Source organism: uncultured Sulfitobacter sp., from assembly GCF_964021855.1.
GTDB lineage: Bacteria > Pseudomonadota > Alphaproteobacteria > Rhodobacterales > Rhodobacteraceae > Sulfitobacter.
The window spans coordinates 529213-541295 of the sequence record NZ_CAXHZD010000002.1 but is presented as its reverse complement, the minus strand read 5'-3'; the positions used below and the strand labels follow the sequence as shown (position 1 = coordinate 541295).

At 58.0% G+C, this 12083-nt stretch carries 10 protein-coding genes; 3 read left to right on the top strand and 7 right to left on the bottom strand.

From position 1 onward, the window contains the following. Positions 1-60 precede the first annotated feature (60 nt). From dnaG to AADJ11_RS08905, 7 genes are all read right to left on the bottom strand, one after another. A complete protein-coding gene (gene dnaG, locus AADJ11_RS08935) occupies positions 61-2034 on the bottom strand; it encodes a DNA primase (protein WP_341234172.1) in 1974 nt (657 codons plus the stop codon). A gap of 144 nt (positions 2035-2178) precedes the next feature. After that, positions 2179-2487 (bottom strand): hypothetical protein, encoded by a 309-nt coding sequence (locus tag AADJ11_RS08930; RefSeq protein ID WP_341234171.1) that lies wholly within the window; start codon positions 2485-2487, stop codon positions 2179-2181. 39 nt (positions 2488-2526) lie between these two features. Continuing rightward, complete coding sequence (locus tag AADJ11_RS08925) at positions 2527-3072, bottom strand: sarcosine oxidase subunit gamma (RefSeq protein ID WP_341234170.1); 546 nt, start codon at positions 3070-3072, stop codon at positions 2527-2529. Next, on the bottom strand, positions 3065-5998 hold the full coding sequence (locus AADJ11_RS08920; protein ID WP_341234169.1) for a sarcosine oxidase subunit alpha family protein: 2934 nt from the start codon (positions 5996-5998) through the stop codon (positions 3065-3067). Before AADJ11_RS08920 ends, AADJ11_RS08925 begins: the two co-directional genes overlap by 8 nt. Then, entirely contained in the window at positions 5995-6267 is a 273-nt protein-coding gene (locus tag AADJ11_RS08915) for a sarcosine oxidase subunit delta (protein ID WP_341234168.1), read from the bottom strand. Before AADJ11_RS08915 ends, AADJ11_RS08920 begins: the two co-directional genes overlap by 4 nt. Positions 6268-6344: 77 nt before the next feature. Continuing rightward, entirely contained in the window at positions 6345-7598 is a 1254-nt protein-coding gene (locus AADJ11_RS08910; protein ID WP_341234167.1) for a sarcosine oxidase subunit beta family protein, read from the bottom strand. Positions 7599-7747: 149 nt separating this feature from the next. Further along, positions 7748-9178: a Glu/Leu/Phe/Val dehydrogenase gene (locus AADJ11_RS08905; RefSeq protein WP_341234166.1), complete on the bottom strand. Its 1431-nt coding sequence runs from the start codon at positions 9176-9178 to the stop codon at positions 7748-7750. 347 nt (positions 9179-9525) lie between these two features. On the opposite strand from AADJ11_RS08905, the gene AADJ11_RS08900 reads away from it, so the two are divergent. The 3 genes from AADJ11_RS08900 to AADJ11_RS08890 are packed head-to-tail and all read left to right on the top strand — an operon-like array spanning position 9526 to position 12052. Then, the gene (locus tag AADJ11_RS08900) at positions 9526-10959 is read left to right on the top strand and encodes a pilus assembly protein TadG-related protein (RefSeq protein WP_341234165.1); all 1434 of its coding nucleotides are present in this window, start codon (positions 9526-9528) and stop codon (positions 10957-10959) included. Continuing rightward, entirely contained in the window at positions 10956-11495 is a 540-nt protein-coding gene (locus AADJ11_RS08895) for a TadE/TadG family type IV pilus assembly protein (protein ID WP_341234164.1), read from the top strand. Before AADJ11_RS08900 ends, AADJ11_RS08895 begins: the two co-directional genes overlap by 4 nt. Positions 11496-11500: 5 nt before the next feature. Next, positions 11501-12052 carry a hypothetical protein gene (locus AADJ11_RS08890; RefSeq protein ID WP_341234163.1) on the top strand — a complete coding sequence of 184 codons (552 nt, stop codon included), beginning with the start codon at positions 11501-11503 and terminating at the stop codon, positions 12050-12052. Positions 12053-12083: the final 31 nt, after the last annotated feature.

The following is a 12083-nucleotide window of genomic DNA, read 5'->3' as shown; positions in this document are numbered from 1 at the left end:
ATTCTTAAACCCGTTACCCTGCTTTTTATTAAACATCCCGGCGAAAAAGCCACGCAGGGGTCATTTATCTTCCTCAGCGCCCTTTCCACGGATCGCCCCAAGCAACGCGTCAAAGGCGCTGCGCTCGTCTCGGCTGATATGCGCACCGTTTTCCGCGATGTCATATTCCGCCGTATCTTCTTGTCCGCTGCGCTGCGCACGGTCGGCATTTCGCGCCGCTTCACTTAACCGCCACGTCAGCCCTTCGTCGGCGACGCCGGTTAGATCTTCCATGGCATCGGCAATCTCGGCATCCAACCCGCGCACGGCTTCCAGCTTGCCCAGCTCTTCGGCAACGGTCATTCGGGTCATGTCGGAATTACCGGGGGTCCTAATGCACGGCGTCACTGCAACGTGGCGTTGCGACCGCATATTTTCAAGGGTCTGCTCGCCCAGTGCGCCGTATATCTTTTCGCGCAACGCTGCGGGCTCCAGATGCATGTGGCGCAACATCAAATCCCTGATCCGCCCGTGATGGCTGTCCTGACACTGCATCGCCGCAAGCCCGGTTTCGAATTCCTCGACCAGCTCGGGGCATTCCAGCAGGGCGCAAAGGATCACCGCCTCGCGCAGATGCTCGGTCGCGCCCAGCCCTGCGGCGGTCACCAACATCGATGACTTCGCACTGGGCGATGGCCCCTGCGGTGTGGCGTTCCAACGCCCCTGCCCGCCGCTGCGCCCGCCCGGCGTAAACGCCTTTTTCGCCTGTTGCGGCCGGAACAGCTGATAGCGCAGGTCCTTAATTTCCTGACCGTAGTGACTGCGGATTGATGGATCCTTGATCAGTTTGATCTTCTCGCGCAGCGCCTTGTCCAACGCGGCCTTGCGTTCGGGGCTGTCAAAGACGCGCCCTTCGGTCTCGCGCTGCCACAACAGCCGCACCATGGGCATGGCCCCATCCAACAGCCGCTGCAACGCCGGCGCACCATGGGCTCGCAGCAGATCGTCAGGGTCTTGCCCCTCGGGCATCATGGCAAATCGCAAAGATTGCCCCGCCTCCAACAATGGCAGTGCCAGATCAATCAAACGTAATGCGGCACGCTGGCCGGCTGTATCTCCGTCCATCGTGATGATCGGTTCGGGCGATATCCGCCACAGCATCTGCAACTGGCTTTCGGTGATCGCAGTGCCAAGTGGCGCAACCGCTGCGCCAAACCCGGCCTCGACCAGCGCGATCACGTCCATATACCCTTCGGCCACCAACAGTGGCTGACCCTGCCCCGCCGCCGTGCGCGCCTCTTTCACGTTGTACAGACTGCGGCCCTTATCGAATAACTCGGTCTCGGGCGAATTGAGGTATTTCGCATTATCGCTTGGGTCCATGGCACGGCCGCCAAAGGCTATCGCACGCCCCCGCGCATCGCGGATCGGATAGATAATCCGCCCCCGAAACGTGTCATAGGGCCGCCCGCCCTTGGTCGATGGCTTGGCCAGCCCCGCGCCGAAAATCAGATCATCCTCGACGCCTTTTGCCTTCAGATGATCCCACAATCCCTGCCACTGATCCGCAGCAAAGCCGATCTCCCAACGCTCCAACGCCTGTGCAGACAACCCGCGCCGCGCCAGATAATCCCGCGCAGCACCCGCCGCACCGGTTTGCAACTGCAAGCGGAAAAACTGAACCGCCTGCTCCATCACCTCGGCCAGCTGGGTGCGTTTATCGGCTTTCTGCTGCGCACGTGGGTCCTGTTTCGGCACAGGCATCCCGACCTCGCGCGCCAAAATCTCGACCGCCTCCATGAAGCTCACGTTCTCGGTTTCACGAATAAAGGTTATCGCGTCTCCCTTGGCGTGACAGCCAAAGCAATAATAAAACCCCTTGCGGTCATCCACATGAAAACTGGCAGATTTTTCCTGATGGAACGGGCACGGTGCCCACATATCACCCTTGCCCTGATTGGACTTGCGCGCATCCCACATGACTTTGCGCCCCACCACCTGTGACAGGCTGGAACGGCTTCGCAATTCATCTAAAAATCCAGGGGGCAGGCTCATAACACTATATATTGGCCCAGCATGGACAGAGTCCAGAACCCACTGCGTGAAACAGCTGTTTCATTTTGCCAAGTAAACTCCGGGGGGATCGCCCGTCAGGGCGATGGGGCTGGCCCCCAAGGGACCTCAGCCAAGATATCAGGCCTATCGGCCCATACACATTTCTTTCCAGGCAGCGCCCAGATCATTGGCTTTGACGTCGCGCATTTTCATCTCGTAAACCCATGGGGTCACCAAAGGCACGATCGCCGAATATTTCTCGGGCCAGCTTGGCGCATTATCCTGAACATGTGCTGCGACTTTGCGTTCTTTGACCCGCGCCAGCCGCGCCTGGCGTACCGCATTGACGACATCCGCCTGATAGGCGCAATCGGTCTCCTTCGCCGTCTGCGCCAGAACCGGGGCACCAGCAGTTAAAAGCCCGGCCATCATCGCAACTGTCACAATCTTCATTCTACGTCTCCAAGTCTTTCTAGCGCCGCGGCAGGCGCTTTATGCACGGCGCGCAGCAACAGACTGCATCGCCTGTTTCAGCTCGTGGATCAAGGTAGCCGCCATCGACCGAAAGACAAGGATCATAAAACTGTCCGGCCCTGTCCGCGTGACAGACGCCATCATATGCCCGACCTGCGTGCGCACCGTATGCCCCCGTTTGAACTGCGCACGACGTAAATCCACCGGCACCAACCGCGCCAAGACATCCTCCGACGCCTCACCACTGAGCGACACAGCACACCACGCGTCGCTTTGATCCACGATCGCTGCGTAGTCCCGCAGACCGGCATCCGCAGCAGTCCCGATCAGCAGCGCCTGATTGCGCCCGAACCAGATGCAGCGGGTTGCATCCTTGCCGCTGCTCCGGTTGGGTTTTGGAAATGCCATCCCATGCGCTTCCTTCATCGCTGCGGACAGCTCCTTCTCTGACCCCCACACCATGACCGATGTCACTGGCCCCAGATCAAGCTCGGTAAGTTCCACCGATCCAATCTCAAGCGGCAGTTCATCACCACAAGCTGTTCTCGCTTTCAACTCAGCCACGGGCACGCCCTCCCTCAGGGTCAAAGAAAACCGGCGGACAGATTTCCACCTCGACTTCCAATTCGCGCAGATGATCCACCACGCGCATCACCTCGCCGTAACGCTCTGGCCCGTTTTTCACGAACCCTAGCCCGATATAGGTGCCAACCTCGGGCGAAAAACAGACGGAGGTGACATAGCCCTGATCGTTCTCCCGCACCGCTTCCGCCTCTTTGGCGAAAATATGCGCGCCCGCACTTAGCAGTTTTACTGCCCCCACGGGCCGCATCCCCACCAACCGCTCACGATCCGCCGCAACCAATCCTGGCCGCGCCGCCATCACCTTGCCGATGCAATCCTTTTTGTCGCTGATCATCCCTGCCATCCCCACATCAAAGGCCGTCGTCCGCCCGTGAATTTCCGCATGGGTGATGAAGCCTTTTTCGATGCGCAGCACATTCAGTGCCTCCACCCCATAGGCCCCACCGCCCACCCCTTGGGCGCGGGCCACAAGCTCGCGAAACAGGCTCTCGCCATATCGCGCTGGCACGGCGATTTCATAGGCATGCTCGCCCGAGAAGGATATCCGGAACAGCCGCCCTTTGACGCCCAGAACCGACGTGTCGCCACACGCCATAAACGGCCAACTGTCATTATCAATGGGCGCGTCCAAGACCCCGTTCAACAAGTCGCGCGACTTTGGCCCCGCCACGGCAAACTGCGCCCATTGCTCCGTGACCGATGTCATCGCAACCCGCCATTCGGGGTGCAGACACTGCGCGACAAACTCCAGATGCTTCATCACCGCACCTGCCGCCGCCGTTGTCGTGGTCATCACGAAATGCGTCTCGCCCAACCGCGCGCAGGTGCCGTCATCCATCACGGTGCCGTCTTCGCGCAGCATCAAACCATAGCGGACGCGCCCGACTTTGAGCGTTGAAAACATGTTGGTGTAAACGAAATCCAGCAAGGCCGCCGCATCCGGTCCCTGAATGTCGATCTTGCCCAACGTCGACACATCGCAGACCCCGACCGCCTTGCGGACATAGCCTACTTCGCGGTCACAAGATTGCCGCCAGGTCCTTTCCCCCGGCTTGGGGAAATAGCTCGGGCGATACCACAACCCGGCCTCGATCATCGGCGCGCCCGCCTCAACGCTGGCACTGTGAGATGTGGTAAACCGTTCGGGCGCAAATCCCTTGCCTTGCGCACCTGCCCCCATCGCCGCGATACTGACCGGAGAATACGGCGGGCGGAATGTCGTCGTCCCCGTCTCGGGTATCCCGCGCCCGGTCGCATCGGCCAACACCGCCAAGGCCCCGACGTTCGAATTCTTGCCCTGATCTGTTGCCATGCCTTGGGTGGTATAGCGCTTCATATGCTCGACCGAGCGGAAGTTTTCGACCGCCGCCTGCTTGATGTCCTTAACGCTCACATCGTTTTGGAAATCCAACCAAGCACGCCCCTTGCCCGCAACGGCCCACAGCGGTGCCATCCGGTACGGCGCATCCTCGGACTGCGGCAATGCCACATCGGGCACGGTCTTGCCAAGCATCTCCAGCACCTTACCCGCGACCTGCGCCCCCTCGGCCAAACAGCCATGGGTCGAAAACGTACCGTTACATGCCCCCGCCGTGACCATGCCGGGAATGGTCCCTTCGCTGGGCACAAAGGCCTGAATGTCAGATCGCCATGTGGGCCGCCCGTTCATGTGACAGGTCAGATGCACCGTCGGGTTCCAGCCCCCCGACATCGCCAGACAATCGGTCTGGATTTTTTCGACGCCGCTGACGGTCCGGATGGAAATGCTCTCCAACGCTTTACCGCCACTTGTGTTGAACACTTGCGCGCCGCGATAAACCGGAAAATCCCCCTCAATATCAGCGTCAGTCCGGCTATCCACCACCGCAGCAATGCGCACACCCGCTTCAGCCAAATCCCGTGCCGTACGATGCGCATCATCGTTATTGCCAAAGACCGTCAGCGCTTTGCCGGGGCTCACGCCCCAACGGTTCAGATAGGCACGCACTGCCCCTGCAGTCATAATCCCGGGCCGGTCATTGTTCTGAAAGGCGATGGGCCGCTCCAACGCACCAGCGGTCAAGATGCTGTGCTTGGCCACAATGCGCCAGAAACACTCAAGCGGTGCGCCCTCGTCCCGCATGCCATGATGGTGACCAACCCGTTCCAACGCGCCAAATGTACCTTGATCATAAGCCCCGGTCACAGTCGTCCGCGACATCAACCGAACATTGTCCATCCCCGCCAACTCGGCCACAGCCTCGGCTGCCCAGACATGACCTGGCTTGCCCTCAATCTCATAGGTCTCGGCATTCAGCCGCCCGCCCATCAGCGCGTCTTCATCGGCTAGGATCACATCCGCGCCACCGCGCGCCGCAGTCAATGCCGCCATCAACCCTGCAGGCCCCGCGCCAATCACCAACACATCACAAAACGCAAAAGCCCGCTCGTAGGTATCCGAGTTATGTGCACCGCTTAGCCCCCCCAAACCAGCCGCCCGCCGGATGACCGGCTCATAGACCCGTTCCCAAAATTTGCGGGGCCACATGAAAGTCTTGTAATAAAACCCCGCCCCCAAAAACGGCGAGACCAGATTGTTCACCGCCATGACATCAAAGTCCAAAGACGGCCAGGCGTTCTGGCTGCGCACCTGCAACCCGTCATATACCTCTTGCATGGTGGCCCGCACATTGGGGTCAGCTGCGGCACCGCGGCCCACCGTGACCAGCGCATTCGGCTCTTCACTGCCTGCGGTCAAAACCCCGCGCGGACGGTGATATTTGAACGAACGCCCCATCAAGGTCACATCATTGGCCAACAGGGCCGACGCGACCGTGTCCCCCGCAAACCCGTCATAGCTGCGCCCGTCGAAATTGAATGTGACGGTATTCGACCGATCAATCAGCCCCTTCCCCGCGATCCTCATGCCATGGCCCCTTTTACATCCGACGCCAGCTCGACCGCCGACACCGCGTGGGTCACCGTATCGCGCGTCACCACCAGCCACGCGCCGCAGCCCGCCTCGTGGTGCCACAAATCGCGCGTCTGACCCGCCGGATTATCGCGCAAATGCAAATAGCTGTCCCAAGCATCCGCCCCCGCGTCCACAGCGGGGCGCGCCAACATCACGGCATCGCCCTGATAATAAAACTCGCGCCGGTCGCGGCTCCCACAAATCGGACAGTCCAGTCTCATGCCAACTCCCCCTGAACGGGCCTTTGCCCCTTCACCCTTTTAAAAATACTCAATTCCGACATCGCAACCAACACCCCCTAATGAAGGTTATGCTGCGCACCGGTGCCTTCTTCATCCATCAAACCAACCCCGGTTCGGAACCGGTCCAACCGGAATTTCGCCGCAGGCTCATGGTGGTTTCCAGTTGCCATCAGATGCGCCAAACTGAACCCCGATCCGGGCACCGCCTTGAACCCGCCGTAACACCAGCCGCAGTCGATGAACAAACCCTTGGTATCCGTCTTGTCGATGATCGGGCTGCCGTCGGGCGTCATGTCCATGATCCCGCCCCAACTGCGCAACACCTTGGCTTTGCCGATCATCGGCATCAGCGTCATGCCCGCCTCCATCACGTGCTCAGCCATCGGCAGATTGCCCCGACTGGCATAGGAGGCATAGAAATCCAGGTCACCGCCAAAGACCAAACCGCCCTTGTCGGATTGTGAAATATAGAAATGCCCCATGCCAAAACTGACCACATGATCGATGCAGGGTTTTAGCCCCTCGGTGACAAAGGCTTGCAAAACATGGCTTTCAATCGGCAGGCGCATGCCCGCCATGGCCGCCACCTGACCAGACCGGCCAGCAACGACAATGCCGACCTTCTTGGCACGGATCGGCCCGCGCGTGGTTTGCACACCGCGCACCTGACCGTTTTCGATATCAATCCCGGTGACTTCGCATTGCTGGATCAGATCGACACCGCGATCTGACGCGCCGCGCGCATAGCCCCAAGCGACGGCATCATGGCGTGCGGTGCCGCCCCGCGGATGCAGCAGCCCGCCGTAGATCGGAAACCGCACATTGTCGAAATCGAGGTACGGCAGGTATTTACGCACGCCTTCGCGGTCCAGCAGCACGGCATCATCGCCCTGGTTGATCATGCTATTGCCGCGCCGCGCAAAGGCATCGCGCTGGCCGTCGGAATGGAACAGGTTGATCAGCCCCCGCTGCGAATGCATGACGTTGTAGTTCAGGTCTTCTTCAAGCCCCTCCCACAGCTTTAAGGAATGGGAATAAAACTCGGAATTGCCCTGAAGGAAGTAATTCGCCCGCACAATCGTCGTGTTGCGCCCGACGTTGCCACCGCCAAGATAGCCCTTTTCGAGGACGGCGATATTGGTAAGCCCGTGCTCTTTGGCCAGATAGTACGCGGTGCTGAGACCGTGACCGCCGCCGCCAATGATGATCGCATCATATTCGGCCTTGGGTTCGGCATCACGCCAATGCGGTGCCCATCCCTTGTTTCCGGTCAATCCTTCGCGCAGCACGCGCAATCCTGAAAACCGCATTACGTCCCCCAGTTCATCTGCCGTGATGACAGTGCCTTTGGTCTACTCAATCAAGTCCATTGCAAAGGTGCAATGGCCGGAAAACCAATGGGGGGCATTTTGCGCCGCGGACAGGTCCGTCCGCGACAGTCTTTTAGGCGCTCGTCGGCCTATAGACCTTTTGCGCGGTAACTTGCGGCAACCTTGGTGATGCTCACCAGATAGGCGGCGGTGCGCAAATCAGTCACATCATCACGGCTGTGCCAGATGTTCGCCATAGACCAATAGGCCTCAACCATCGTGTCGTAGAGCCCCGAACGCACCAGTTCCAGTTCGTCCGCCCCGCGCAGGTACTTATCCTTGAAATTCGGGCTTAGCTGCCAACCGACACCGCTGTCCGAGCTTAGGCGCTCAAGCTCGTCCACCAGCAACTGGTGGCGGCTTTCTTCGTTGCGACGCTGCATGCGACCAAACCGGATGTGGCTTAGGTTTTTGACCCACTCAAAATAGGATACCGTCACACCGCCCGCGTTTGCGTACATATCCGGAATGATCACCACGCCCTTGGCACACAGAATTTCATCGGCACCGGCGGTGACGGGCCCGTTCGCAGCCTCAACGATCAGGGACGCTTTGATTTTATCCGCATTGCCAAGGTTAATCACACCTTCCAGCGCCGCAGGGATCAGAATGTCGCATTCCTGCTCCAACAAGGACGCCCCGTCTTCGACCATTTTGGCGTCTGGATAACCTTTGATCGTGCCGTGCTTTACAATCCACTGATGAACCGCCTCGACGTCCAGACCAGCGCTGTTATGCAGCCCGCCGTCGCGTTCGATGATCGCAGTGATCAGGCACCCGTCTTCTTCGCTTAGGAACTTGGCCGCGTGATAGCCCACGTTCCCCAAACCCTGAACGATCACCCGCTTGCCGATCAGCTTGCCTTCCAATCCTGCCTTCGCAAGGCCCTTGGCATCGCGGAAAAACGCATGCAGCGCGTATTGAACACCGCGGCCCGTCGCCTCTGTCCGGCCCTGAATACCACCCGCATTGATCGGCTTGCCGGTCACACAGGCAACCCCGTTAATGTCGGTCGTGTTCATCCGCTTATATTGGTCCGCGATCCACGCCATTTCCCGTTCGCCGGTGCCCATATCGGGCGCAGGTACGTTTTGCGCCGGATTGATCATGTCGCGCTTGATTAGCTCATAGGCAAAGCGGCGGGTGATCAGCTCAAGCTCGTTTTCATCGTATTCGCGTGGATCAATGCACAACCCGCCTTTGGACCCGCCAAAGGGCGCTTCGACCAGCGCGCATTTATAAGTCATCAAGGCCGCCAGCGCCTCAACCTCGTCCTGGTTCACGCCAAGGCTATAGCGAATGCCGCCTTTTACCGGTTCCATATGTTCCGAATGGACCGACCGATATCCGGTGAAGGTTTGTATACGCCCCCTCAGACGCACCCCGAAACGCACGGTATAGGTCGCGTTACAGACCCGTATTTTCTCCTCAAGACCGGGGGACAGGTCCATCAGGGCAACGGCCCTGTTAAACATGATGTCAACACTGTCGCGAAAGCTGGGTTCATTTACGGGGGTCATAGAGTGCTCCTATTTGGCAATGTGACCTAAGGTAAAATATCACTAGCTCTACCTTGAGCACGGACCACGTGATTTTAGAACCCTCAAAGGTTAAAATATGCATATAAAATAGGCATAATGAAAACTTTTCTCGTGCAAATTCTTCGAAAAACGGGATGCAGCGCCGCGCGCTATAATTAGAAACAATAGCCCTCCACAGGCCTGTTTGCCCCCGAAACCCACAAAATCGCCTTAATTTGCAGAAAATTCCGCCCCATTTGGGCCATGTTCCAACTCTACATGACAATGAACAAGGCCTTCGGTATGGACACATGCGCTGATGCCGAATGGGTTAAAAGGGATTTGAAATGCCGCCTGTATTGCTGACGATGAAAACGCTGCAAAATGGAATTGCCGCCCGAACAGGGCGCTTTGCCCGCGAAGAAGACGGGATCATGACGATCTGGGTGCTTTTCATGGTCTTGATGATGATCATGGTGGGCGGCATCCAGTTGGACTTTATGCGCCACGAACTTGAACGTTCAAAGCTTCAGGCCGTGTCGGATCGCGCTGTTCTGGCGGCATCCGATCTGGACCAGACGTTAGACCCCGAAGACGTTGTAAAAGACTATTTCGCCAAATCGGGCATGACGGATTATCTGTCCAAGGTCACAGTCGACGACGGGTTGAACTATCGCACTGTCACAGTTGATGCCACCAAGCCGCTCGACACGCCGTACCTGCGCAAGTTCGGCTTTGATACCTTGGACGTCCCCGCCCACAGCAAGGCCGAAGAGCGCGTTGCAAATGTCGAAATCTCGCTGGTGCTGGATATCTCGGGGTCGATGGCGCAAGGATCGCGCATCTCAGACATGCGCGATGCGGCCAAGGTCTTTGTCGACACGGTCTTGCGCGACGAGAACGAGGACCTGATTTCGATATCCTTGATCCCCTATTCAGAACATGTGAACGCTGGTCCGCTGATTACCAGCCGCATGAAAATGTACAAAAAACACGATTTTTCGTACTGCGTTGAATTTGACGACGACGAATTCAAAAATGCGGCCTTGGACATGAACAAGTGGCACGACCAAGCCCAACATTTTCAGTGGAACTATGATGGTCGGAACAATGACCGCGACGATACCGTCTGCCCACGCTTCGATTATGAGCGTATCAAACCGTTTTCGCAAAACAGCCGGTCGCTGAAAAACCAGATCGATGATCTAAAGCCCCGCGCAGGTACGTCGATCTTTATCGGGATGAAATGGGCCGCTGCCATGCTTGACCCGTCTTTCCGCACGATCAGCAATTCGCTGGTGTCCGCAGGTGAAATCGACCGTGAATTCCAAGGCCGCCCCGTCGATTACGACGATGTGGAAACGCTCAAGACCGTCATCCTGATGACCGACGGCGAAAATGCTACCTCCAACCGGATCACCGGCCGCTACTACAACAGCGACAGCGAATATGTGCAATGGAACAGGTACAATCTGAACTGGTACCTGAACAGATATGTATCCTATCGGGACCGCGACGATTTCCACTGGCGCAAATACGACCGGTCGATCGGGAACAGATTGCTGAACGACATCTGCACCGCCGCCAAGGAAAAACGCATTGTGATCTGGACGATCGGGTTCGAGGTCGACGACAACCCTTATAGCAACGATGACGGGGCCGATGTCATGCGCAACTGCGCCTCGTCGCCAAGCCATTTCTTTGACGTTGACGGGGTGGAACTGTCCGAAGCGTTCCGCGCCATTGCCCGCCAGATCAACCAACTGAGGCTGATCGAATGAGCCGCCGCATGCAAAAATCCATCCGGCGTTTTCGCAAAGATGAAAGCGGGGCGGTTTTCATGATCGAGTTCGTGATCCTGTTTCCGCTGATGTTTGGCATCCTCCTCGCCTCGATCGAGATGAGCCTGTATTCCTTGCGTCAGGTGTATTTGAACCGCGGGCTAGAGGACGCCGTACGTTATGTGCGTTTGAACACCCGCGCCGAGATGAACCATGCAAAGATCAAAAATTTGATCTGCGAAAAGGCCGGTAACCTGCCGAATTGCAGCGAAACACTGCGCCTTGAAATGGTCAGCGTCGATCCGCGTAACTTTCAAAGACTGCCCACAGATATCGACTGCATTGACCGATCAGAACCCGTGACGCCAGAGCGCGGTTTTAGCCTTGGCCAGCAGCATGACCTGATGGTTCTACGCGCGTGCCTGAAATTTGATCCGATGCTTCCCACGTCGCGTCTGGGGTTCAAATTCGCGGCAGATGGATCGGGTCAGTCGGCCATGTATGCCATTTCGGCCTTTGTGCAGGAGCCAGGGTAATGGGTATGAGACGCCTAGCCATCCCGAACCTGCGCCGCTTCGTCCGCCAAGACGACGGCAGCGTCTCCTTGGAAGCGTTGATCCTGACGCCGCTGGTGTTGTGGATTTATGCCGCGATGTTTTCGATCTTCGAGACCTACGAAGAATACAGCTTGAACCAAAAAGCAGCCTATACAATCGGCGATATGATCTCGCGCGAGACCTTGCCCATCGACGGTGATTATCTGGACGGCGCGCATGACCTTTTGGATTACGTTACCCAGTCTGAGGGGCCATCAACGTTGCGGGTCACCTCGCTTCAGTATGACCAAAGACAAAACAGGTTCTATGTGCATTGGTCCCGCGCACGCGGAGCAGAGCCCGCCGTGACAAACGCAGACGTCGCCGCATGGACAGACCGCCTGCCCAGCATCCCCGACGACGAATATATTGTGGTGACCGAAACGATGACCAAGTTCACGCCGCCGTTCAACATCGGCATTGGCCAACCGGAGATCATGAACTTTGTCTTCACCCGCCCCCGCTATGCCCCCCGCGTTCTGTTCAGCGGAAACTAGGCGGGCATGCGGTATTTGTCAGATAGAAATG